The organism is Paraburkholderia phenoliruptrix, assembly GCF_019511605.1.
In the GTDB taxonomy this organism is placed as follows: Bacteria; Pseudomonadota; Gammaproteobacteria; order Burkholderiales; family Burkholderiaceae; genus Paraburkholderia; species Paraburkholderia phenoliruptrix_A.
The window spans coordinates 21,096-44,623 of record NZ_JAEUAV010000037.1; the positions used below are offsets into that span (position 1 = coordinate 21,096).

The following is a 23,528-nucleotide window of genomic DNA, read 5'->3' on the forward strand; positions in this document are numbered from 1 at the left end:
CAATGACATTCGGCGTTTATTCCGAAATCGGCGCGCTGCGCAAAGTAATGGTCTGCCGCCCGGGCCTTGCGCAGTCGCGCCTGACTCCCGCCAATTGCCGCGACCTGCTGTTCGACGACGTACTCTGGGTCTCGCAGGCAAAGACCGATCATTACGCGTTCGTGAGCACGATGCAAGAGCACGGCGTCGAAGTGTTCGACATGCACGATCTGCTCGCCGACATTTTGCATGGACGGGAAGCGCGCGAATGGGTATTGGAGCGCAAGCTTGCGCGGGGCACCGTCGACGCAGAGCTCGCTTCCCAATTGAAGACGTGGCTCGCGCAGATGCCGGCCGCGGAGCTTGCCGAGCGGCTGATCGGCGGCGTGGTGCGCGCGGAACTGCCATTCGAGCCCGATGGCCTGCTTGCGCAATGCACGCCTGCGTCGGGCTTCATCCTTGCACCACTGCCCAACACGCTTTTTACGCGCGACAGCAGTTGCTGGATCAACGACGGCCTCGTGCTCGGCTCGATGTACTGGCCCGCGCGGCGCGAGGAGACGCTTTTGTGCGCGGCGATCTACCGCTTCCATCCGCTTTTCAGCGGCGGCACGCGCATCTGGTGGGGCGATCCCGACGTGGACCACGGCGGCGCGACGCTGGAGGGTGGCGACGTGATGCCGCTGTCGCGCGACGTCGTACTGATCGGCATGGGCGAGCGAAGCTCGCCGCAAGGCGTCGCACAGCTTGCGCGCGCATTGTTCGCCCGCGAGTCGGTCAAGCAGGTCATTGCCGCGCAGCTGCCGCGCTCACGCGGTGCAATGCATCTGGACACGGTGTTCACGTTCTGCGACCGCGACCTCGTGACCATCTTTCCTGAAGTCGTCGATGCCATTCGCTGCACGAGCCTGCGCCCTGGCCGCCTGCCCGGTCAGCTCGACGTGCGCCCCGAGAAAGCACCGTTCCTGGAAGTCGTGGCCAAAGCGCTCGGCATCGCGGCGTTGCGCACTGTCGCCACCGGTGGCGACACATGGGAGTCCGAGCGCGAGCAATGGGACGACGGCAACAACGTGATCGCGCTCGCACCGGGCGTGGTCGCTGCGTACAACCGCAATGTGTACACCAACACGCTGCTGCGCAAGGCGGGCGTGGAGGTGATCACCATTCCGAGCGCCGAACTCGGCCGCGGGCGCGGCGGCGGCCACTGCATGACCTGCCCCATTGAACGCGCGCCGGTCTGACGCCACGCGCACGCCGCATTTAGTCAAACTTCAGGAGAACTCGCGCATGGCATTCAATCTTCGCAATCGCAGCCTGCTCAACATGCAGGACTTCACCCCACGCGACATCCGCTTTCTGCTCGACCTTGCCGCAGAACTCAAACGTGCCAAATACGCCGGCAACGAAGTGCCACGGCTAAGCGGCAAGAACGTGGCCTTGATCTTCGAAAAAACCTCGACGCGCACGCGCTGCGCATTCGAGGTTGCCGTGCATGACCAGGGTGGGCACGTCACGTACATCGACTCATCCAGTTCGCAGCTCGGCCGTAAGGAGTCGCTCAAGGACACGGCGCGCGTGCTCGGGCGCCTGTACGACGGGATCGAATATCGCGGCTTTCACCAAAGCGTGGTGGAAGATCTGGCGACCTATTCGCACGTGCCGGTCTGGAATGGGTTGACAGACGAGTTTCACCCGACACAGGTGCTCGCCGATCTGCTAACCATGCGCGAATTCGGCGAAAAGCCGCTCCACGAACTGTCGTTCTGCTACCTTGGCGATGCGCGCTTTAACATGGGTAATTCTCTGTTGATCGGCGGCGTGCAGATGGGGATGGACGTGCGCATCGCGGCGCCGCGCGAATTGTGGCCGCACGACGAACTGGTGCAGCAGATGCGGCACCTGGCCGAACGCACCGGCGCTAAGGTAACGATTATCGAGGACCCGTATGAGGCGGTGAGCGGCGCTGATTTCCTCTATACCGATGTGTGGGTGTCGATGGGCGAGCCGGTCGACGCGTGGGGGCCGCGCATCGACTTGCTGTTGCCCTATCAGGTCAACGCCAGGCTGATGAAAGCAACGGGCAAGCCGCGTACACGCTTCATGCATTGTCTTCCGGCGTATCACAACCTGGAGACGGACACCGGGCGCATGATTCACGAGCGCTTCGGCCTGTCCGAACTCGAGGTCAGCGACGAAGTGTTCGAGTCCAACGCCTCGATCGTCTTTTCCCAGGCCGAAAACCGCATGCATACCATCAAGGCAGTGCTTGTGGCGACCCTTGCGTAGGGGTTTGGCATGCGTATCCTGATAGCGCTGGGCGGCAACGCGCTTCTTCGCCGCGGCGAACCGATGACGATGGCGCACCAGATCGCCAATATTCGTCGGGCAGCAGCGCAGATAGCGACGCTCGCGGATCACAACCAGTTGGTCATTGCCCACGGCAACGGTCCTCAAGTCGGCCTGCTTGCAATGCAGGCAGCCGCAGGGGGTGCGAAAGACGTGGCGCCGCTCGACGTGCTCGATGCCGAGTCGGAAGGCATGATCGGCTATCTGCTCGAGCAGGAGCTGGCGAACGCATTGCCGGCTGCCCGGCAGGTAGCCACGCTGCTCACGCGCGTCGAAGTGGATGCCCGCGATCCCGCTTTCGCTCATCCAACCAAGCCGATTGGGCCCGTCTATACCGAAGCCGAGGCGCAACTGCTGGCAGAGCGTAACGGCTGGCACATCGCTGCGGACGGCAGCGGTTTCAGACGCGTGGTGGCCTCGCCGAAGCCGCAGCGTATTGCAGCAGTGAAGCCGGTGCAATGGCTTCTCGAGCACGATGTCATTGTGATTGCAGCCGGCGGAGGAGGCATTCCGGTGACGCTGGCCGCAGACGGACGAACGCGAACCGGAGTAGAAGCTGTCATCGACAAGGACCTGTGTAGCGCCCTGCTCGCTGCCCAGTTGAACGCCGATGTGCTGCTGATCGCCACCGACGTGGAGGCCGTCTATGCGGACTGGCGCACGCCGCACGAGCGCGTGTTGCGCACCGCTTCGGTCGCCGAGCTACGGGCCTTGAAATTTCCGGCCGGATCGATGGGACCCAAGGTGGAAGCGGCGTGCGACTTTGTCACGCGGATGGGAAAACGTGCGGTAATCGGTTCCCTTGAACATATCGAGGCTATGGCGGCAGGAACGGCGGGCACTCAGATCACGTGAAGTAGCGCGGAAACCGCAACGACGCCGCTGCTCTTTTCGCCATGGAGCGGTCGCGGGCAGCACGCACGCGCGGAAACGAGCTTCACGAAGCTCTCATTTTTCACTACCAAAGCTTCAAATGCTGGCGGACGATGCTATATGGCCCAAACTGTCTACCTCTTCATGATCATCAATTGATCGAAGTTGACACCGCATCCATTCAACGAAGGCGTACCGTTTGTCGCGATATTGAAATTGTCGTCGCGCAAGTCAAACTGCCAGTTCATTTTTGAAGCAGACAAGGCAAGCGGCCGTTGACCGCACGTGTAGCGGACTGAGTCCAAGGTATTTCTATAGTGGGTCTGCTTCAATACCATGTAGCCTGTCACACTGCCTGCCGCCAGGAGCGAGTTGAGCAGCGCCAGAACAATTATCGAGTGGAAGAGTTTTCGGCTGTTGGAGAAAGCGGCAGAACTGAGGAAAGGAGCCGCGTAAAGCATGGGAACATAGCGCGCCCACCATGATTGAGGATGTACCAGCACGATTGCCAGCGTGGCGAGCAGATAGACTTTTGCAATGCTCGCGCCTTTCTTGTTGCCTGGCGCCGCGATAACGCCAAGTACTAGCATTGCGCCAAAGAACGGACCAAATCCGGCGAAGCGGGTATCGGCGGTGTGCAGAGCGATAAATGCATCGCGTAGATGGTCCATCGAGGGCGCGAAGACCGGCTCCGCCGCAGCGCAAGAAGTGCAGTTACTCGGTATGGATAAGTAAGACAAAAGAAGCCGGTGCAACGGATTCATGCCTAGAAAATGTGGCGACGCCTGGCTCGATATGATGTCTATTCTGTCCTTGCCAAGAACCGGATAGAAGACGTGTCTGCCTGCGAATACATTCTGCAGGTAAGGAGAATAGCCGAGAATCGTGACGGCCACGACGGACCAGACAGCGATCTGAGCGAGCACTTTCCATTGTCGGCGCAGAAATCCATTTCTCTCCTGTTCCACCAGTGCCACACCAACAACAACCAGTATGGAAACGCCAGCGAACACAGCACCAGTCATTTTTGAACCAATGAGAAGCGCAAGTGCGGTACCTAACTGGATCGCCGAATAGGGCCTGTTCGCGACGGCGAATATGAGCGGAACCGAGAAGATGGTCCAGCAATAATAATGCGCTGCATCGACATAAAGCGTAGTGATCTGTCCTAACGCGACGGGACTGTAGACGCACGCTATCGCCGCGGCGAATGCCGTCTTTACCGAGTGCCCTGCGCTTCGGAACACTTCCATCAGGCAAACCAGCGCAGGAACGCTCAGCAGGAAAGTGAAGGATTTTCCGCTATTAAAGCGGGAAGTCAGAACGCGGGCAGTATAGGCGAAGAATTCGAAAGCTTTCGGATAGTGCTCTGCCCAGAACATTCCGCCTATCTCGGAGGCGCCTGTTAGCCCGCTGTTGCGCTGATCCAGTGTGAGAGGGACGGCGCTATGGTAGTTCAAGCCGTCGTAACTGAACTCTCGCAGGAATCCACAGGCGAATAGCACGACGGCGATAAATGCTATCGCCAGCAGAGCCGTGCGCCAGTCGGCGCCTGTAATATAGCCATAGGACGCGATTGCCGCCAGAATAACCAGCCCGAGAACCGCCTGCCAGTACGGCGCATGCCAACCGGTGTTGTACAGCACGGCACCATACAGAGAGGAAGCAAACACGAATACGAGAACATGATCGCAGAATCGGGGCCACAAAATCTGTTCAATGGCGTTTCTCATTGATGTCGACATGAATGGCCCTCCTGCTGGTAAAGGACGTTCGTACACCTCGCCAGATCGGCCGGAACGCCGATTCCCTCGTGCAGAACTTCGATGGGTGAGCCGCAAGACGCGTTCTTTTGAGTCCTTCGTGGATGAGGTTCGAATGTCGTGCGCGTTCACAATGAGCGAACTTCCTTCTATTGATACTGGCCGTTGGAGGGAGGCACCGAAAGCCATTCCACCGGAAGCATTAACCGCATGGCGCGTGTATGAAGAAACCACAACGTCCTATCACTCTCGCGATCTGCTTTAGAGTGCTTCCGCTTTGTTTTGAAAGCATGATGAAATCGGAGGAATTCTTTTGATCGTTGTCCACACGATCTACAGTTCGATTCATAGTAGCCCGCTTGCAAGCCGAGCGACGCGACAAATAGATAAGAAACCTAACTTTTGTCATCTCTAGATGGACGTCTGTTGGAAAGCCATTAATCAGCCTTTTACTGCACTTCTGGCGAAATCAGCCACGATTTCCTTTCGCCGCGCCAATCAACACCCGTCCACTGTTCATTAAGAAAACCTGTGCTAGCTTGAATATCGCGCGTCGCGACGCATGATTTTCACTCTGTGCGCCAGGGCCGCAGCACATGAACTTCCGTCGGCAACCGTTGAGGCTAATGATGGCTGGTGCAACTGTCCCTCTATGTGTGGATCTCGATGGCACATTGACCCATAGCGACATTCTGATCGAGTCGTTCCTTGTACTGATCAAGAAGAACCCTCTCTACGCGTTCCTTTGCGTAGCGTGGATATTGCGCGGCAAAGGGTATCTGAAAGCCCAGATCGCTGCGCGCGTCGCAATTGACGTTTCTCTGCTTCCGTACAACGCCCGCCTCGTCGATTTCTTGCGACACGAACGGTCCAGCGGCCGCGATTTATACCTGTGTACCGCCGGTGATCACCGGTATGCCGATCAGGTTGCTTCGCACTTCGGATTCTTCAAAGGCGTAATGGCAAGCGACGCCTCGCACAACCTTTCCGGCGTGCACAAGGCGCAGGCATTGTCCTCGGCGTTTGGCGTACAGGGTTTCGATTACTGCGGTAATGCGCGCGCCGATATTCCGGTCTGGAAACTCGCGCGACAGGCGATTGTGGTAGGAAGCAAGAGCATCGAGGCGGCGGCCAAAAAGGAAAACCAAACGACGGTCTTTTTCGAGGAGTCGCGTCCGTTTTTTCGGCTCGCGCTTAGGGAAATGCGGGTGTATCAGTGGGTCAAGAATCTCCTGATCTTTGTGCCACTGCTCGCGTCTCACCGTTTCACCCAGGTGGGCACTCTCATCGACGAGGGCATCGCATTCCTCTCGTTCTGCCTTTGCGCGTCGTCAGTGTACTTGTTGAACGACATGCTCGATCTTGACGCAGACAGGCGACACAGCCGAAAGCGCGCTCGCCCGTTTGCATCGGGTGAACTGCCGCTTCTCGCAGGCATCATCCTGATGCTCGTGCTGTTATCCGTCTCGGCGAGCCTTGCCGTCATGTTGACGCCTGCGTTTCAACTCGTGCTGACGGGCTACGTCGCGATGACGCTGGCCTATTCCTTTCGCCTGAAGCGAATGATGTTGATTGACGTGTTCGTGCTCGCCGCGCTCTATACGGCGCGTATTGTCGCCGGCGGAGCCGCCGCCGACATTGTGCTTTCCGACTGGCTGATCATGTTCTCGGTCATGATTTTTCTCAGTCTCGCGATGGTCAAGCGCTATACGGAACTCGACAAGGTCCGGCGCGAGGGCCAGATCGCCGCAGCGGGCCGAGGCTATCTGGCTGACGATATGAGCATCGTGCGGTCGTTCGGAACGGCTGCCGGATACGTTGCGGTGCTAGTGCTTGCGCTTTACATGCACTCCGATGGTGTGCCCGTGCTGTATCAGCACCCTCACTGGCTGTGGGTTCTGTTTGCCCTGCTGCTTTATTGGATCAGCCGCATGTGGATGGTCGCCTTCAGGGGACAGATGAATGATGACCCCATCGTCTTCGCTATCAAAAACCGCGGAAGCCTGTTCATTATCCTTTTGTGTGTCTTGACCGTGGTCGTTGCGACCTGAAAGCAGACCACTTAACCAGATTGCAAGCCCCAGACAATCGGGATTTTCGCGGAATTAAATCAATGTTTCCCGAGAAATCAAAGGCTTACGGCAATGCCATGACAGCCGGAATTTTCCGAGGGCAGACAATACGAAAACCCCCGAACCATGCATTATGCAAACCTCGGCCACGTGTGCAAACTGGCAGTCACACGCCTTCGGGAAGGCCCGCAGCGATTTCCGCTCACAAAACAATTTGACGCCATGACCGACTCGTATATGCTGGTTAACAGGCGATCGTGAAACCGGCGTCGAAACGAAAACACGCATCACGTTTTGCGGCGTAGCGAACCCGGTTCGCAGCGGATAACACGATCATCCAGACCGACTGCTTGTGTGCATGCGTCATGCAAGTGCAGCAGCCGGTTCAACATGTTCAACGTCGCTAATCGAGTGTCATCGTGAGAGTCCGTGGCCCTTTGGTGAGATGGAACCGCAGTCAGGCGAGCTGTCCTCGCGCTGACGGCGCCATCGCCAACGGCAGCAGCGGCAGCCTTGCGTTCCGCCGCTTTCTGTCCGTCTTCACAATCCTGTCCCGCCGTTCAGTTCGACGTCACAACTCTGTTTCTGCGCGCGCCTTCATCGCGGTGCGCACAGACGAAGTCGCTTCGCTGTTGCCCTAGCGCCTCCCTACTGTTTGCCGTTCGATCCGCCCGACTGCCAGAACGTACTCGCCTCACGCGAGGACTGGCGCGCGTGCGCATTTGCCTGACATCGATCCGTCTGGCACGCGCGCGCCCGCTTGGCTGCCGTCGCGGGCGGCATCGGACTGCGCATCAAATCATGACGCGCGGCGCGTTCCGTTGACGGCGGCCTCCTGCCTTATCCCGGTGGCCTGACGCAGCGCGTGCGGCCGCGCACTTCGCACGCTCAGCGCGCCATTTCAAAGAACGTCCTGCCGCGTTTGCGGCTGAACAAACACATCGGTTCGTTATGCGAAATAAACCTCTGGTCGGCATCATTGCCGATAGAACGACGATAGGAAAGCATCCATCTCACGTGGTCGGCGAAAAATACATTGCAGCGATCGTAGACGGTGCAAAGGCGCTGGCCATGCTGGTGCCTGCGCTCGGCGAGCGTCAGCCGACGGATGACGTGCTGGCCGCAGTGGACGGCCTGCTCTTCACCGGCAGCTACTCGAATGTCGAGCCGTATCGCTACGGTGGTGAGCCCGACGAACCAGGCGCTGTGTACGACGCCGCTCGCGACGCAACCGCGCTGCCGCTGCTGCCGGCCGCGATCGTGGCTGGCGTACCCGTGCTCGCCATTTGCCGGGGGTTTCAGGAAATGAACGTCGTATTCGGCGGCACGTTGCATCAAAGCGTTCATGCGGTGCCCGGCTTGCACGACCATCGCGAGAACAATGAAGACAGCGTCGAGCTGCAATATGCGCCCTCTCACAGCATCTCGCTGACCCGAGGCGGTTTATTGCAACGCCTAGCAGGGGGCGCAGACCAAGCACGTGTGAACTCGTTGCACGGCCAGGGCATAGCGCGGTTGGGCGCGGGCCTCGCAATTGAAGCGCGCGCGCCCGATGGGCTGATCGAAGCAGTCAGCGTCAGAAGCGCGCGCCGTTTCGCACTGGGTTTGCAGTGGCATCCGGAATGGAGGCATGCGGACGATGCGCTCTCCAGCGCGATTTTTAGTGCGTTCGGCAATGCCTGCCGCGAACGGATGCGCGACAAGGCCGGCCATTTCGTGACATCCCCCACTGCTTGACCCGAACAGTACTGCAACGAGAGAGAAAGATCATGCATCACATCGACGATTTTCTGAAGAAGAACCACGTCACTGAAATAGAGGCAATCATTCCAGACATGGCGGGGATTGCGCGCGGCAAAATCATTCCGCGCAGCAAGTTCGAGTCTGGCGAATCCATGCGCTTGCCGCAGGCCGTGATGATTCAGACCGTCACAGGCGACTATCCGGACGACGGTACGCTAACCGGCGTTACGGATCCGGACATGGTGTGCGTTCCCGACTCCACCACGATCCGCATGATCCCGTGGGCCGTCGACCCGACTGCCCAGGTCATTCACGATTGCGTGCATTTCGACGGCACGCCGGTCGCGATTTCGCCACGCCGCGTGTTGCGCCGCGTGCTCGAGTTGTACCGTGCAAAGGGTTGGAAGCCCGTCATCGCGCCGGAACTGGAGTTCTACCTGGTCGATATGAACAAGGACCCCGACCTGCCCCTGCAACCGCCGATCGGCCGCACCGGCCGTCCTGAGACCGGACGTCAGTCGTATTCGATAGAAGCCGTGAACGAGTTCGACCCGCTCTTCGAAGACATCTACGAGTACTGCGAGGTGCAGGAACTCGAGGTCGATACACTGATTCACGAGGTGGGCGCCGCGCAGATGGAGATCAACTTCATGCATGGCGATCCGCTGAAACTCGCGGACAGCGTATTTCTTTTCAAGCGCACGGTGCGTGAAGCCGCATTGCGCCACAAGATGTACGCGACTTTCATGGCCAAGCCAATGGAAGGCGAACCGGGGTCGGCCATGCACATGCATCAGAGTCTCGTGGACGAAGAGACCGGCCACAATCTCTTCACCGCTGCCGACGGCAAGCCGACGTCGCTCTTCACAAGCTATATAGCTGGCTTGCAGAAATATACGCCTGCGTTGATGCCGATTTTCGCGCCGTATATCAACTCATATCGGCGGCTGTCGCGCTTCATGGCTGCACCCATCAACGTGGCCTGGGGCTACGACAACCGCACGGTAGGTTTTCGCATTCCGCATTCGGGGCCTGCCGCGCGGCGCATTGAAAATCGCATTCCAGGCGTGGATTGCAACCCCTATCTGGCGATTGCGGCAACGCTCGCGGCCGGTTATCTCGGCATCACGCAAAGACTTGAAGCAACCGAACCGCTGCTGAGCGACGGCTATGAATTGCCCTACCAATTGCCGCGCAACCTGGAAGAAGGCCTCACGCTGATGAGCGCATGCGAGCCCATTGCGGAAGTACTCGGCGAAAAATTCGTGAGAGCCTACCTCGCTTTGAAAGAGACCGAATATGAGGCGTTTTTCCGCGTAATCAGTTCGTGGGAGCGCCGGCATTTACTGCTGCACGTCTAATGCAAACAGAGACCTGGAGAACACAATGAGCTACCAAACGGAAGAAATCGCCTATGTGCAGCCGGCGCAATCTGCCGCGAGCCCGGCGGCTGCACCGCAACGCAGTACCGCGGAATACCGCGCACTGGACGCCGCGCACCACATCCATCCCTTTTCGGATATGGGCTCGCTCAATCGCAGCGGCAGCCGCGTGATCGTGAAAGCGCACGGGGTTTATCTGTGGGACTCGGAGGGCAACAAGATCATCGACGGCATGGCCGGTCTCTGGTGCGTAAACGTCGGATACGGCCGCAAGGAACTGGCTGATGCAGCCTACCGACAGATGCAGGAATTGCCTTACTACAACACCTTCTTCAAGACCACTCACCCGCCGATTATCGAACTTTCGGCGCTGCTTGCCGAACTTGCGCCCGAACCGTTCAAGCACTTTTTCTACTGCAACAGCGGTTCCGAAGGCAACGACACGGTGCTGCGCATCGTCCATCAGTATTGGGCCATCCAGGGCAAGCATTCGAAAAAGGTGGTGATTTCACGCAGGAACAGCTACCACGGCTCCACGATCGCAGGCGGCACGCTCGGGGGCATGGGCTATATGCACGAGCAGATGCCATCAAAGGTCGAGAATGTCGTCCATATCGACCAGCCGTACTTCTTCGGTGAAGCTGCAAGCGGCGAGACGCCTGAAGAGTTCGCCCTTGCTCGCGCGCAGCAACTTGAAGCCAAAATCCTCGAATTAGGCGCCGAAAACGTCGCCGCGTTCATTGGCGAACCATTCCAGGGCGCGGGCGGCGTTATCTTCCCGGCGTCCACATACTGGCCGGAGATTCAGCGCATCTGCCGTAAATACAATGTTTTGCTAGTGGCCGATGAAGTTATCGGCGGCTTTGGCCGCACGGGAGAATGGTTTGCTCACCAGCACTTCGGCTTCGAACCCGATCTCATCACGCTCGCGAAGGGGCTCACGAGCGGCTATGTACCGATGGGCGCGGTCGGCCTGCACGATCGTATCGCCACCGCAATTATCGACAATGGCGAATTCAATCACGGCCTTACCTACTCCGGCCACCCTGTCGCGGCAGCCGTGGCGGTGGCGAATCTCAGGTTGCTGCGAGATGAGAAAATCGTCGAACAAGTCAGACTGGACACAGGGCCGTATTTCCAGAAGCAACTGCGCGATGCCTTTGCGGATCATCCGATTGTCGGCGAGATTGCCGGCGCCGGGCTGGTCGCCGGAATTCAGCTCGCGCAACAACCTGCGTCGCGCAAACGCTTTGCGAATGGCGGTGACGTCGGCATCCTTTGCCGCGACTTCTGCTTCAACGGCAATCTGATCATGCGCGCGACAGGCGACCGTATGCTACTGTCTCCACCGCTTGTTATCAGCAGGCAGGAAATCGACGAGATCGTGGCGAAAGCAAAGAAGGCCGTCGACGCGACTGCGCGACAACTCGGCATGTTGTAACGGTTCACACGCTCCGGCAACGCGTGCAGCGGTGCATTGCGCGCGTTGCCGGCTGTTCGGCAAGCATCTGTCCGCCCCCAAACTAGAGATTCGTTTTTTCCGAAGTCTAGCTTCGCTATTAACAGGTTTATTCGATACCAACGTTGCCGCAGACTGGGTTATCTTCAATACGGACATCGTCCGCAAAAGGACCGAATCATGCGAACCTATCCGCGCAACAGTAAAGAAGCCGCAGCACGTATCGTCGCGCTGGCCCTCACCTCGGACGGCTACGTATGCAGCTCGGAAGAGCGGGCGCTCGAAAAGCTGAACATAGCCGGCGAACTTGGACTTGCGCCGGCGCAATTCGCCGAGATCGTGCAGGCGCTTTGCGAGGACCGCTCAATCGCGCAGCTGTCGTGCACGCCTCCCATGGGTTGTCTCGACACGGCCCTGCTCGCCACGCTGATCGACGAAATCGACGACCCCACGCTGCGCCGCAGGGTCGTTCGCCTATGCGTCGCGGTAACCGTCGCCGACGACTATCTCGCGGACGGCGAAATCGCGCTGCTCGCCGCGGTGTTCGACGCGTGGGGACACGAACTGAAGCCTGCCACGAGTCGTCATGGACTGCCGTCACATGTGTTGCGGGACTACGAGCGTGCGGTGGCGAGCACCTGAGACGCCAGCGCGTGATGCTGGCCGCGGCGCGAGCGGATGGCGTGTATCTCTTCAATCACGCCCTCCGCGCGACCGAGCCGACGCAAGCCGCGCAGTAGCGACAGACCTTCGGCACCGAGTTCCGCGAGTGGAAAAACGCCGAGGCCGCGCGCGGCAAAAACCGCCATCAGCGCGCTATCTTCGAACTCGCCGACAATGCGCGGCCGGATGCCCTGCGAATCGAACCAGCGGTCGAGCCGCCCGCGCAACGCGGCATGCCGGGTAGGCAACAACACGGGAATCTCGGCGAGGCACTGCGGAAAGCCCGCTCGCACGGATTTGCGCACGATCTCGGCTGGACCATACCAGTCGACCGGCGCGCCCACGAGTCGCTGGCTCAGTACGCGCAGATCGGAATTATGTGGTGCCGGTTGGCATGCGAGGACCAGATCGAGCCGATGCAGTGCAAGTTCGGACAACAACTGTGCAGGCTCACCCTCGTGGCACAGCAGCCTGAGCGACGGCGTGCCGAGCACTGGCGCAAGAAGTGCGTGAGCGGCAAGCTTCGAGATGCCGTCAGACAGACCGACCGCCAGCCGGGCCACGTCCTCGCCCCCCGCTTCGCGCATGTCGTCGAGCAGCGCCTCGCCGAGCTGGAAGATTTGCTCCGCGCGGCTGAACGCCGCCTCGCCGGCCTCGGTCATCGTCACGCCCCGACCGGCCGGTTTCAATAGCTGCCGCCCGATGGATTTTTCGAGCTCGCGCACCTGCGCGCTGATGGTCTGAACCGCCATGTCGAGCCGCTCGGCCGCGCGCGCAAAGCCGCCCTCTTTTACGACGATCCAGAAATAGTACAAGTGCCGGTAATTGAGCATGGTGCGGTCAACCGAAATCAGGTTCGTAAAAATCGAAACGTCGGTCAGCTTAACACTGGTTTATGCGATGCACGCCATCGGCGATCATGGCCGCTATTGCCTGATCTACTCCACCCATTCACTCACGAACTCATGGACACTCTGCTCGCACTCGCTGCCGACCCCGCCGCATGGGTAGCGCTACTCACGCTGGTCGTGATGGAAATCGTGCTCGGTATCGACAACCTCATCTTCATTTCGATCCTCACCAACAAGCTGCCTCGAGCACAGCGCGCTCGCACACAGCGCCTTGGCATCATGCTCGCGCTGGTGTTGCGGCTCGGGCTTCTCGGCACAGTCGCCTGGATCGCGCAGTTGACCACCCCTGCAATCGCGCTGTTCGGCCACGCATTCTCATGGCGCGACCTGATTCTGCTCGGCGGCGGCCTCTTCCTGGTGTGGAAGGCGACGCGTGAAATGCATCATCACGTGGTGCATGCCTCGGGCAACGAGGAACGCGGCACCGCAAGCAGCACCGTGCAATTGACGGTGGCGGGTGCGATCGGGCAGATCCTGTTGCTCGATATCGTGTTCTCGGTCGACAGCATCATCACGGCCGTTGGCATGACCGACCACGTGCCGATCATGTTCGTTGCGGTGATCAGCGCGGTCATGGCAATGCTGTTCGCCGCGCGCCCGCTGTCGCAATTCATCGACCGCAATCCGACTATCGTTACGCTGGCATTGAGCTTCCTGCTGGTGATCGGCATGACGCTGATTGCCGAGGGCTTCGGCTCGCATGTTCCGAAGGCTTACATCTATGTGGCGATGGCATTTTCCGCGTTCGTCGAAGCGATGAACATGTTGACCCGCCGCAGAGCGACCTCAAAGCCGCATCGGGCAACTGAAAGCCGGAATTGACGATGCTGCGTCAGCCTGGAAGGTCCTGTCGTGTCTGAAAGGAGTGCAAGGTTCCTTCCGTCCCTGCCACGAGCTAACGGGGTGCAATCCGGCGCTGTGGTCGGAACTTCGGCTCACGAGCTCGGGCGGGGGCGCCGGCATCCCCTTCGAACGCCATCTTTCGAACCTGGCGCGACGCGCGTGTTCGCAGTCACTAGAAGTCGTACTCCAGGCCAACCGAGAAAATACTAGGGGAGTTACGATTCTCAGGAGCGACGCTCCTACCGTCATAGACGTACTGTTGTACGCCAATAAGCTTGGTCCATGCAGCATGAACACTAATGTTCTCAGTAAATCGATAAGCAACATCTGCACCTATTAATGCTCCAAGCGCTGAGCTTTCTTCGCCATATCGACCGAAGCTACCGTCTTCTGCCTCGTTTTTCTTCTTGTAGATTCTATTGCGCGGATTGCTGTTGTTTTTTTGCTCGTTCTCGTATTTCCTCTTGTTCTTCGTTTCCTCTTCATCCACGTACTTTCTATACGCCACACGGTCGGGCGAAGCAGGCTGATACTCACCGAACCTGGCAAAGCCCACACGGGCCGACAGCCGGAACCTGCCAATGTCACGCGCCAGGCGGGCGGCGATACTCGCACTGTTCACCCCATCAAAGTCCAGCTTCGTGCTGTCTGTCCCGCGATGAATTGTATTGATGTTCTCCATTTCGGCTCCAAGACGAAACCCACCACTATCTGACAGCAGCCAGTGGCCAAAGTGGATTTCCCCTCCGCCACCGATAATGCCTCTGTCTCTCATCAGCAGCGTCGGGTCGCGCTTTGACGACTGCGCACCAGATACACCGAGATAGATGTCATCCGTCGAGAACGCCAGTTCGGGGGCCGCATATGCCGTCCCGGTAGCGCCAAGAGTTATTGCGAGCACAGCAATCACCAGCAGTTTTTTCATCTTGTCAGGTTCTTAAAAGATCCACGTGAATACACATGAAGTTGTCGCTTAAGGCGAGCACCCGGTTGATGTCTACCACCAGGACACTGAGACCGTCATGCGCTGACGACGCGGAACATGAACGGAGCAACTACAGAGGCAAGCCCAGCGCGGTTGCCACTTTTATGAAGCCGCCGGTGGCTCGGTCGCAATGTGCCCACCCGCCGGCGACACCATTACTTCTGCGAAGGCCTCAACCAGAAATATGCGCTGTATTCCATTACCTGTACGGTATTGGCCTGGTACGACGTGAGACCACCCGGTTGGTCGTAAAGAGGCGTGCCGAGCATGGTCCGCGGGTGCGGATTCAGTACTTTCTGCAGCTCCGTCCGGTTGTCGGGATACTGGATTCGAATGGTATTGGTCACCGTACCCACCGGCCGCCGACTGACGACCACTACCTCGGCGCCGATTTCCCGCGCCTGGGCAAGCGCATCGCTGCGCCACGATTTGAGCTCTGCCCACCGGAACCGCGAGGTGCCGAGCAGACGAAAGTGAAGGTCGGCAAGTTGTCTGCACTCGGGTTCGGCGTCATCCCTGACAAGCAGATCAATGCCATTGCGCGGCATTTCGGGAGTGCTCGAGACGCTCTGCATAGTGTTCGTGGCCGTGAAGTGCTCGGTAAACTGATTTGGAAAGACGTCTGAGCATCCAGTTACGCCCCAAGCGACGATCGGCAACGTGAATTTACCCAGTACCCTCATGATGGGTCTCCTCGCATTCAAAATCGCGCGCCCCCTGCGGTACTTGCTTACTGAACGTCGGAATGCCCGGGCCTTCAATTCGATACTCCGCGAACAGTGTTTCGCAGGCCTGCAAGCAGAGAGACGTCCTCCTCGGAGATCGTCTTGAACAAGCCCGCGTCGCACGAAATGCCGAGCTTGGACATAGCGCTTGACTTGTGAGTGCTGATAGTCTGTTTCGCGCGGAACCGCTTTTTCGCAATCTCAGTGACTTTGTTGCCGGACAAAAGCAGCTGCAATACCTCGATTTCACGGTATGTCAGCGGCACTGGCTTACCGTATAGCCGCGAATGCGCCTCGGTGGCCAAAGCCAATTGCGGAGACAGGTAGGTGCCTCCTTGATAAGCGGACTGAATGGCAATCCCGAGGTGGCGGGTAATATCGTTCTTGGCCACTAGAGCGTGAATTCCACAGCAAGACAGCGTTGACAGATACGCGGCATTGCTATTGCACGAATGCAGAACAACGCCCTTTTCCGGATGTTTGTCACGCATGAGGCAGACTAAAGGGCGCCAGTCGTCGTAATCGGGCGCCGGAGCGGTCGTGTCGGTGACCAGCACGTCGAAGAAGACCTCATTCGACAGGCGCAGCGCAGAAGTACAGTTGTTAGCGGTGCCCACCAGTTCCACCTCCTCCAGACCTTCGATGATGGCCTGCATACCAATTAACAGCACGGGATGTCTGTCCGCGCAGATGACCTTAATGCACATGGGAATCGTTCGTGACAGGGTTGATCGGATTCGCGGCTGATCACACCGAAAGAACGGTGTGCTCAGGCTCCGCGACAAGCTTATTTTTGATTCGACTTCTTCTCAATCGGACACGTACGGTTTTTGCTAACGTCGAGCACGTGAAGACCACGTCAAGGAATCTCAGTCGCATGCATTCGTGGTCAGGTAATCGAGAAATGAAGCACCCGGCTGTTAATCAGTCATACTGATCGTTGAACGGTAATGCGGAAAAAAGAGAGCCGCTGGGAGCGGCTCTAAAAGCAAGGCACTGTTGGGATAGCAGTGCCTTGCCGGCACGGAAGAGGCATGGAGGGGTCATCTGCCGCTTCCGCACCGGTCGCACTCTTTACAGGCTCACCGGTATGGGAACCGATAGCTGTTGCACGAATCAGGAAAGTCCGCGCGCAATGACGGTTCGCAATGGCTGCCCGTACGAACGCCAGTTGCACAAATCGTTGCACCCGTCGCGATGGAGAAGGACGATACAGTTTCTGAAACGTGCGTTCAATCGGACAGGTACGGAATCGTCGTCAGTACGAAAGCAGTGCGGATCGTGCATAAAATGTCCGGCACCTGGCACAGCGCACAGCGCGTGCACCGCAATGGATGCATTACGTGGCGCGACGACATAACCATGCCGTGCAAACCGCAAGTACCGTAATGAACCTTTCGAATCTTCCCGCGTGCGTTGAGTGAATTCATTCGCGCCGTTGGTTGCGCTGTTGTGCTCTGGTTTGGCATTCTTTCAATGCCATTCAATGCGCGGTTGTCTATTGACGAGGCTGATAACGAGCGATTACCATTCGGCCCATCTGAACTGCCGGAGATTTCTGTGAACACCGATGCGAGTTGTAGTTGGTCCTGTACCAACTTGACTGCAGCCTGAGATGTAACGCAGAACGCTCTGCGCCGCATCCAGAGCAGCAGGATGCGGTGCTTCTCGCCCCTTGCGGGCAGATTCCCCGCCTTTAAATCGAATAGCACGCCACCCGGCGCGATGCGTTTGCACGCCATTCGCGTAGTGAACCTACTCGCGCCGAACGCGTGTGGTCGGCGATTCGATTCACCCTGGCCAGAGTTGCCACTTAACCGGCACGACGGGTTTCGCCTATCGTCGCCTGCGCTCGCCCGCAGCTGCGCCTGAGCGTTTCTGCTGGTCGACTTGCGCGACCTGCGTTGAGGCGCACGGCGACTGCCCGCCTCGTGTTGGACAACTTTGTCCAGGCCACGCCGCGCTCCACGCGTGGCTTCAATTCTGCAAGTTACTCAAGCAAGGAGGAACGCGCCAGAAGCGTTGTATTGAACGCCAGACGCAGACCGGATTTGGTGCCCATCATTCAGCACAGGGAACTTCTATTCTTCCGTGCTCGTATGTATCGGATAAGAACTGCGACTCATCACAGTGGAATATTTAGTCTGCTGCAATGAGCGCAAGCACTGCAATTCGATTGCGCAGACGTCGGATCACTCGCGAGGCGCGTCATCACATCATGAAACCACAAACCATATCGCGCTTCATGCTCAGAAGCCTGCTGTACTTTTCACTTGCCGAAACGCGTTGCACGAATCCCGCTGCGTGGCGATCGGACACCGACTGCAATGCGCGCGTCTTGCGTGGCTACGCCGGATACCGCCTGACCCTGAACCCGGCGGTGTGGCTCGCTTCAAGAGGCAAAAGGAACCGCAAAAGACTGCGTGCACCGAAGCAGCCCTGCAAAGAGGCGAGACAGCCGTCACCCTGACTTTGCCGTTCTTGTGATCGGCCATCAATCGCTTTTTCTGACCGAAACGTGCGACGACGCGCACCGCCACGACGAACGCACGGAGCTAACCCTACCCGAGCGTTGACGGGTGCAGCAGGCCGGGTGTCGGGTTTCAGGCGCGCGTCGAGTCCGTCCCGTTCCGCGCGGGGCGGCGGCGCGTGCCGTGCAGGCGACCTACCGCGCCTTCTCCTGCCCGTCGCCGTGCCGGGCGACCATCGGCTCTACCACGCTAAAGAGGAGTAATAGACACAGCAGCGCGGTGCCGACCATGTAAAGAAACACGCTGGTCCAACTGAATGTGTCGAGCAGCATGCCGACGGCAAGCGGCGCGCATGCGCCTCCTATCTGGCCCACACAGTTCACGATGCCGAACGCCGTGGGATACGTGGACTTGGTCGCGAGTCCCATCGGATACGCGGAATATCCGGCAAAGCCGATGCCGAGCATCAGGCCCGCAAGTATCAGCGTCGCGCCGAGATATGCGACGCTGTTCGGCGCATCGATCAACAGCAACATCGTCAGCATCGTGCCGAGCGCCCCAAGCATCATCATCGGTTTGCGGCGGCCGCCGAGCAGCCGGTCGGAGATCACGCCGCCGAGCATGTTGCCGGCGACCGCGCCAATAAACGGCGCCGACGCGAGAAAGCCCATTTTCACCGAGGCAAAACCTTTTACCGTCACGAGGTAGGTCGGCATCCACGACATAAAGATGTTGCTGATGCCGATCATGCAGCCATAGCCGAGCGCCACGCCGAGGATGTTCCATGAGCCGAACACCTGGCGAATGGTTTCGAGTTGGGCGACACGTTTCGTCCGGTTAATGACATCCAGATAAGGAATAGGCGCGGCTTCACCGCGTCGCGACACATTGGCGCCGCGGCTCTCGCGTGGGGTGTCGTCGGCGATATAGCGCTGCTCGGCTTCGGAACAGAAACGATTGTCAGCAGGCGAATTCGTGACGACGAACATCCAGACGATCGAGAGCACGATGCCCGGCACGGCGAACACGTAGAAGATCTCGCGCCATCCCCACAATTGGATCACGACGATGCATACCGAGGGCACGATCAGCGGACCCAGTTTGGACGCAGCGATCCAGAGGCCCGTCGCCGTGCCCTTTTCTTTCGCGGGAAACCAGCGATTGATGACGTTCGTGCAGCCGATACCCAACGGGCCTTCCGAGAGCCCGAGACCGACCCGATACGCCTGCAGCAGCAACACGGACGAGGTCGTGCCCATCAGCCCTGTAAAGACCGACGTGAAAATCATGAAGATTGAAAACAGAAAACCCGTTGTCTTTTCACTGAGCCGCTTGTAAAGCAGTCCGACGGGTATCTGCACGAATCCGTACGCGAATGAAAAGAGACTGACTATGAGGCCGGCCTGCGTGTTGGTAATGCCGTACTCCTTCTTCAGGTACGGCAATGCAATGCCGAAATTGGCGCGATCGGCGCAGGCAATCGCCCAGATGCAGAAGATCAGGCCCATCACCACCCAACGGTGGCTCGTGCGTTTTTGCGCAAGCGGCTCGGCCTTGGCTGCGGCAACCACACTCCTGGCATTATTCATGTGAACTCCGCGCAAGCGTTGCGTCGCGACGCGGGGGCACTAGCGAAAAGCCAGGTGCAGCGAGAGGCGTCATGCGGCAGCATGTTTTCACGCTTTGTCTCCGATGTATTTGAAATGTATGAGGCGCCTGCCTGCCGGTCAATCTGCGAAGCAATGCTCCTTCCGACGTTGTCGATTCTGGCGGCCCATGCCCCAGACCGTCCAATCTTTTCTCGCTATTACCTGATTCCTGGATTGAATCATCGGCGAGCACGCGCTGCGCTTCGATTTGTGGATCAACTGATAGCGTTTTGGGATTGGACGCCGCTCGCCAAAAGGCTCATGATTCGCCGACATCACGACGGGATGCGTGCGCTGCTCGCGGTGCGAAGCGCATAGTCGACTACAAGAAGGAGCACGGCATTGAAACCGGACATTCTGCAACTGAACCCCATTCTGATTCCCGCAATCAACGAGAAGCTCGCGTCGCTCTACACGGTGCATCGGCTCTTTGAAAAAGACGATAAGGATGCCTATGTGACTGAGCATGGTGCGTCGATCCGTGCTGTGATCACCGGCGGCCACACAGGTATTTCGAACGCGTTGATCGAGCGCTTACCGGCTCTCGAAGTAATCGCAGTGAACGGCGTGGGCACCGACGCTGTGGATCTCACTTTCGCGCGTTCGCGAGGCATTCCGGTCACGGCCACGTTCGGCGCGTTGACGGAAGATGTCGCCGATCTAGCGATCGGCCTGATGCTCGCGGTGTGCCGCGAAATTTGCGCAGGCAACGAGTTCGTCAAATCGGGCAACTGGCAGAAGAACCCGCATCCGGGGGCATTGCCGCTGTCGCGCCGCTTGAGCGGCAAGCGTGTCGGCATTGTCGGCATGGGTAAGGTGGGGCGCGCCATCGCGCAGCGTGCGAGCGCGTTCAACTGCCCGGTTGCATACACCGACCTGCGCCGCATGGAGGACGTCGGGCATCCGTTCATAGGCGATCTGCTGTCGCTCGCGCGCGGTAGCGACTTTCTCGTGCTGGCCGCGGCCGCCGACAAGGCGCAGGGCATTGTCGACGCCGCCGTGCTCGACGCGCTCGGCAGAAACGGCTACCTCATCAACGTGGCGCGCGGGAAACTGGTGGTGGAACGCGATCTCGTCGAAGCACTCGAAGGCGGCGTGATTGCAGGCGCCGGTCTCGACGTGTTCGTCGACGAGCCAAATGTGCCGCCCGAACTCTTCGGCATGGACCGCGTCGTGTTGCAGGCGCACCGCGCGAGCGCCACGGTGGAATCGCGCACCGCAATGGGCGAGATGGTGCTCGCAAGCCTCGAACAGGCGCTGGCGGGCCAACGTCCTGAAGGCAGCCTCACGACGTAATGCTAGCGCGGGCGGCGCCTTCGCATGGCCGTCGCGATCGGGGTGGGAGCGCGCGCACCTATAATGAGCGTCGATTTCCCACCCATGTCGATACAAGCATGCTCGATCTCGGACAAGTGCGTTGCTTCGTCGCCGCAGCGACGGAACTGAACTTCAGGCGCGCTGCCGCGCTGCTGCACATGACCCAGCCGCCATTGAGCAGACAGATTCAATTGCTCGAAGACAACCTGGGCGTGAAGCTTTTCGAACGCATTGGCCGCACGGTCAGGCTGACAACTGAAGGCCGCGTGTTTCTCGCGGACGCCACGCGCCTGCTCAATCTCGCCGAACAGGCGGAAGGCGCGGTGCGCCGTGCGAGCAAGGGCAAGACCGGGCGCGTGCGCCTCGGCTTTACCGGCGCGGCCGGTTATGAACTGATTCCCGAGTTGCTCGTGGCCGCTGCCAATGCACTGCCCGACATCGACGTCGTGCTGCTCGAACTCGTTTCCGCCGCGCAGATCGAGGCATTCGCCGCGAACGCAATCGATCTTGGTTTTCTGCGACCCTTGCCGTCGAGGCAGAAACTGGAGTTTGTGCTCATTGACGAAGAGCCGCTGATTGTCGCGCTGCCAACGCGCCACCCGTTGTGCGAATTCGAGCAGATCGAGCTCAAGCAGCTGGACGCGCAGCCGTTCATCATGCCTTCGCCCGCGCAAGGCAAGTACTTTCATGATCGCATCATGGGCATGCTTGCGGCCGAGAATGTAAATCTGAACATCGCGCAATATATCGATCAAACACCTACCATTCTCTCGCTCGTACGAGCCGGGCTCGGTCTCGCGATACTGCCGGCTTCGGCGCAACGGTTCCGCTATAACAACGTCGAGTTCCGCCTGATCGCCGGCAATGCGATCCACGCGGAAATGGGCATGGCGTGGCGTGCCGATCAGGACAACCCGGCCGTCATCGCGTTCCGTTCTATGGCGGCGCAATACTTTGCGGACAAAGCACACGCACGCAACAACGCCGCGCAAAATCCATAAGACGCTCCTCGTTTCATAGCGAGCTGTTGCATAATGCTTGCACGACTTGTCAGAAGACAACAACGCACAGAAGAGCGCAAGAGGCGATCCATAAGGCGTCGCGAAACGAGCCTAACCCGATGCGCTGAGTGCTTCTGCCGCCCCGCCCGCATGTATTTCGCCGTTCGCCCATTTTCGCCATGAATCTTTCCTTTGAAGTCCTGCAGGTGCTCGACGCGGTCGATCGGACCGGCACGTTTGCAAGTGCTGCAGAATCACTGCACAAGGTGCCCTCCTCGCTCACTTATCTGGTTCAGAAGCTGGAGCTCGATCTTGGCGTCAAGCTGTTCGACCGCAGCGGCCGGCGCGCCACGCTCACGCCGGCGGGACGCGTGGTGGTCGAAGAAGGCCGCCGCCTGCTTGCGGCCGCAGAAGACCTCGAATTCAAGGCAAAGCGCATGGAACAGGGCTGGGAGCGCGACCTGTACGTGGCCGTGGACGAGATCATTCCGTTTGCGCTGCTATGGGATCACGTCGACGAGTTCTACAAGCTCAAGCTCGACACACGCCTGAATCTGTCGAAGGAAGTGCTGGGCGGTTCGTGGGATGCGCTGCTCACGCGCCGCGCCGATCTGATCGTCGGCGCGGCGGGCGACCCGCCGCTGATCCCCAACCTCGTCGCAAAGCCAATCGGCTCGCTGCGGCATGTGTTCGTGGTCGCGCCGGATCACCCGCTCGCAGCGTTGCCCGGACCATTGACGCTCGACGTGGTCGCGCGTCATCGTGCAGTAGCAATCGGCGACACGTCGCGCAAGCTCGCGCCGCGCACCATCGCAATTGCCGACCATCAGGAAGTGCTGACCGTTCCGACGCTCGAAACCAAGCTCGCCGCGCAGTTGCGCGGGCTTGCCGCGGGCACCATTCCCGAATGTCTCGCCGTCGATGCGCTCAAGAGCGGCGAGCTGGTCCAGAAAGAAGTGCTAGGCATGCGCGAGATCACGCATTTCTATCTGGCGTGGCGCGACGACGAAACGGGCAAGGCACTGCGCTGGTGGGTGGAGCGGCTCGACCGCCCCGACCTGATCGACAGGGCTGTGCAACAACATATATTGCACACGCAGTCCGAGGGGTGAGCGAGGCCGCGGGATTCGCCCGATACTTGACGGTGCGAGCGGCTTTGATGGGAACTAGCCGCTTTATCCGATGTTAGCGGCGGTATGCCGCGCTTGAGGCTTATCCGCTCCTGCGGCTTGATCGTTCATTCAGCGCCCGTCTTCAACCTCAGCGACCTCAGCGACCTTCGCTCACCCGTGGCGGTCGCGAACGCCTGGCAAGCGAAGCACCCGCTTGCCCCCTGTCTCTTATAC

Annotated in this window: 18 protein-coding genes; 12 read left to right on the forward strand and 6 right to left on the reverse strand. The window is 59.2% G+C overall.

All coding sequences use genetic code 11. From position 1 onward, the window contains the following. Positions 1–2: 2 nt before the first annotated feature. The 3 genes from JNB89_RS29175 to arcC are packed head-to-tail and all read left to right on the forward strand — an operon-like array spanning position 3 to position 3,180. Entirely contained in the window at positions 3–1,220 is a 1,218-nt protein-coding gene (locus JNB89_RS29175; RefSeq protein WP_220364506.1) for an arginine deiminase, read from the forward strand. 46 nt (positions 1,221–1,266) lie between these two features. Continuing rightward, on the forward strand, positions 1,267–2,265 hold the full coding sequence (gene argF, locus JNB89_RS29180; protein ID WP_013339335.1) for an ornithine carbamoyltransferase: 999 nt from the start codon (positions 1,267–1,269) through the stop codon (positions 2,263–2,265). Between the two features lie 9 nt (positions 2,266–2,274). Continuing rightward, the gene (gene arcC, locus JNB89_RS29185; protein ID WP_220364507.1) at positions 2,275–3,180 is read left to right on the forward strand and encodes a carbamate kinase; all 906 of its coding nucleotides are present in this window, start codon (positions 2,275–2,277) and stop codon (positions 3,178–3,180) included. Between the two features lie 152 nt (positions 3,181–3,332). Here the strand turns inward: arcC and JNB89_RS29190 are convergent, their stop codons facing one another. Further along, positions 3,333–4,943: a hypothetical protein gene (locus JNB89_RS29190; protein ID WP_220364508.1), complete on the reverse strand. Its 1,611-nt coding sequence runs from the start codon at positions 4,941–4,943 to the stop codon at positions 3,333–3,335. Positions 4,944–5,590: 647 nt separating this feature from the next. On the opposite strand from JNB89_RS29190, the gene JNB89_RS29195 reads away from it, so the two are divergent. The 5 genes from JNB89_RS29195 to JNB89_RS29215 all read left to right on the forward strand — a co-directional run bounded on the left by JNB89_RS29195 (position 5,591) and on the right by JNB89_RS29215 (position 12,259). Next, positions 5,591–7,012 (forward strand): UbiA family prenyltransferase, encoded by a 1,422-nt coding sequence (locus tag JNB89_RS29195; protein ID WP_135895604.1) that lies wholly within the window; start codon positions 5,591–5,593, stop codon positions 7,010–7,012. Positions 7,013–7,984: 972 nt separating this feature from the next. Next, positions 7,985–8,770 (forward strand): gamma-glutamyl-gamma-aminobutyrate hydrolase family protein, encoded by a 786-nt coding sequence (locus JNB89_RS29200; RefSeq protein WP_220364509.1) that lies wholly within the window; start codon positions 7,985–7,987, stop codon positions 8,768–8,770. 32 nt (positions 8,771–8,802) lie between these two features. Next, the gene (locus JNB89_RS29205) at positions 8,803–10,137 is read left to right on the forward strand and encodes a glutamine synthetase family protein (protein ID WP_013339340.1); all 1,335 of its coding nucleotides are present in this window, start codon (positions 8,803–8,805) and stop codon (positions 10,135–10,137) included. A gap of 25 nt (positions 10,138–10,162) precedes the next feature. Beyond that, positions 10,163–11,599: an aspartate aminotransferase family protein gene (locus tag JNB89_RS29210; RefSeq protein WP_220364510.1), complete on the forward strand. Its 1,437-nt coding sequence runs from the start codon at positions 10,163–10,165 to the stop codon at positions 11,597–11,599. Between the two features lie 198 nt (positions 11,600–11,797). After that, the gene (locus tag JNB89_RS29215; protein ID WP_220364511.1) at positions 11,798–12,259 is read left to right on the forward strand and encodes a TerB family tellurite resistance protein; all 462 of its coding nucleotides are present in this window, start codon (positions 11,798–11,800) and stop codon (positions 12,257–12,259) included. Here the strand turns inward: JNB89_RS29215 and JNB89_RS29220 are convergent. Beyond that, complete coding sequence (locus JNB89_RS29220) at positions 12,232–13,113, reverse strand: LysR family transcriptional regulator (RefSeq protein WP_220364512.1); 882 nt, start codon at positions 13,111–13,113, stop codon at positions 12,232–12,234. The genes JNB89_RS29215 and JNB89_RS29220 overlap by 28 nt on opposite strands. Positions 13,114–13,245: 132 nt before the next feature. Between JNB89_RS29220 and JNB89_RS29225 the strand changes: the two genes are divergently transcribed. Next, a complete protein-coding gene (locus tag JNB89_RS29225) occupies positions 13,246–14,013 on the forward strand; it encodes a TerC family protein (RefSeq protein WP_220364513.1) in 768 nt (255 codons plus the stop codon). Positions 14,014–14,206: 193 nt separating this feature from the next. On the opposite strand, the gene JNB89_RS29230 is transcribed toward JNB89_RS29225, so the two are convergent. The 4 genes from JNB89_RS29230 to JNB89_RS29245 all read right to left on the reverse strand — a co-directional run bounded on the left by JNB89_RS29230 (position 14,207) and on the right by JNB89_RS29245 (position 19,804). Continuing rightward, positions 14,207–14,959 (reverse strand): hypothetical protein, encoded by a 753-nt coding sequence (locus JNB89_RS29230; protein ID WP_220364514.1) that lies wholly within the window; start codon positions 14,957–14,959, stop codon positions 14,207–14,209. 215 nt (positions 14,960–15,174) lie between these two features. After that, positions 15,175–15,702: a hypothetical protein gene (locus JNB89_RS29235; protein ID WP_220364515.1), complete on the reverse strand. Its 528-nt coding sequence runs from the start codon at positions 15,700–15,702 to the stop codon at positions 15,175–15,177. A 74-nt stretch (positions 15,703–15,776) separates the two neighbouring features. Then, positions 15,777–16,451, reverse strand: coding sequence for a response regulator transcription factor (locus tag JNB89_RS29240; RefSeq protein ID WP_220364516.1), 675 nt, complete (start codon positions 16,449–16,451; stop codon positions 15,777–15,779). Positions 16,452–18,409: 1,958 nt separating this feature from the next. After that, positions 18,410–19,804: an MFS transporter gene (locus JNB89_RS29245; RefSeq protein ID WP_220364517.1), complete on the reverse strand. Its 1,395-nt coding sequence runs from the start codon at positions 19,802–19,804 to the stop codon at positions 18,410–18,412. A gap of 402 nt (positions 19,805–20,206) precedes the next feature. Here JNB89_RS29245 and JNB89_RS29250 point away from each other — a divergent pair, with 402 nt between their 5' ends. The 3 genes from JNB89_RS29250 to JNB89_RS29260 all read left to right on the forward strand — a co-directional run bounded on the left by JNB89_RS29250 (position 20,207) and on the right by JNB89_RS29260 (position 23,294). Beyond that, a complete protein-coding gene (locus JNB89_RS29250; RefSeq protein WP_220364518.1) occupies positions 20,207–21,160 on the forward strand; it encodes a 2-hydroxyacid dehydrogenase in 954 nt (317 codons plus the stop codon). 98 nt (positions 21,161–21,258) lie between these two features. After that, on the forward strand, positions 21,259–22,182 hold the full coding sequence (locus JNB89_RS29255) for a LysR family transcriptional regulator (RefSeq protein WP_220364519.1): 924 nt from the start codon (positions 21,259–21,261) through the stop codon (positions 22,180–22,182). A 179-nt stretch (positions 22,183–22,361) separates the two neighbouring features. After that, positions 22,362–23,294: a LysR family transcriptional regulator gene (locus tag JNB89_RS29260; protein ID WP_220364520.1), complete on the forward strand. Its 933-nt coding sequence runs from the start codon at positions 22,362–22,364 to the stop codon at positions 23,292–23,294. Positions 23,295–23,528: the final 234 nt, after the last annotated feature.

Excerpts from the sequence above, each read along its gene's own strand:
- JNB89_RS29225 (WP_220364513.1), top strand. The coding sequence starts at position 13,246 with ATGGACACTCTGCTCGCACTCGCTGCCGACCCCGCCGCATGGGTAGCG.
- JNB89_RS29200 (WP_220364509.1), top strand. The coding sequence starts at position 7,985 with ATGCGAAATAAACCTCTGGTCGGCATCATTGCCGATAGAACGACGATA.
- JNB89_RS29255 (WP_220364519.1), top strand. The coding sequence starts at position 21,259 with ATGCTCGATCTCGGACAAGTGCGTTGCTTCGTCGCCGCAGCGACGGAA.
- JNB89_RS29260 (WP_220364520.1), top strand. The coding sequence starts at position 22,362 with ATGAATCTTTCCTTTGAAGTCCTGCAGGTGCTCGACGCGGTCGATCGG.
- JNB89_RS29220 (WP_220364512.1), bottom strand. The coding sequence starts at position 13,113 with ATGCTCAATTACCGGCACTTGTACTATTTCTGGATCGTCGTAAAAGAG.
- JNB89_RS29190 (WP_220364508.1), bottom strand. The coding sequence starts at position 4,943 with ATGTCGACATCAATGAGAAACGCCATTGAACAGATTTTGTGGCCCCGA.
- argF (WP_013339335.1), top strand. The coding sequence starts at position 1,267 with ATGGCATTCAATCTTCGCAATCGCAGCCTGCTCAACATGCAGGACTTC.
- JNB89_RS29240 (WP_220364516.1), bottom strand. The coding sequence starts at position 16,451 with ATGTGCATTAAGGTCATCTGCGCGGACAGACATCCCGTGCTGTTAATT.
- JNB89_RS29215 (WP_220364511.1), top strand. The coding sequence starts at position 11,798 with ATGCGAACCTATCCGCGCAACAGTAAAGAAGCCGCAGCACGTATCGTC.
- JNB89_RS29235 (WP_220364515.1), bottom strand. The coding sequence starts at position 15,702 with ATGAGGGTACTGGGTAAATTCACGTTGCCGATCGTCGCTTGGGGCGTA.
- JNB89_RS29205 (WP_013339340.1), top strand. The coding sequence starts at position 8,803 with ATGCATCACATCGACGATTTTCTGAAGAAGAACCACGTCACTGAAATA.
- JNB89_RS29195 (WP_135895604.1), top strand. The coding sequence starts at position 5,591 with ATGGCTGGTGCAACTGTCCCTCTATGTGTGGATCTCGATGGCACATTG.
- JNB89_RS29230 (WP_220364514.1), bottom strand. The coding sequence starts at position 14,959 with ATGAAAAAACTGCTGGTGATTGCTGTGCTCGCAATAACTCTTGGCGCT.
- JNB89_RS29210 (WP_220364510.1), top strand. The coding sequence starts at position 10,163 with ATGAGCTACCAAACGGAAGAAATCGCCTATGTGCAGCCGGCGCAATCT.
- JNB89_RS29175 (WP_220364506.1), top strand. The coding sequence starts at position 3 with ATGACATTCGGCGTTTATTCCGAAATCGGCGCGCTGCGCAAAGTAATG.
- arcC (WP_220364507.1), top strand. The coding sequence starts at position 2,275 with ATGCGTATCCTGATAGCGCTGGGCGGCAACGCGCTTCTTCGCCGCGGC.
- JNB89_RS29245 (WP_220364517.1), bottom strand. The coding sequence starts at position 19,804 with ATGAATAATGCCAGGAGTGTGGTTGCCGCAGCCAAGGCCGAGCCGCTT.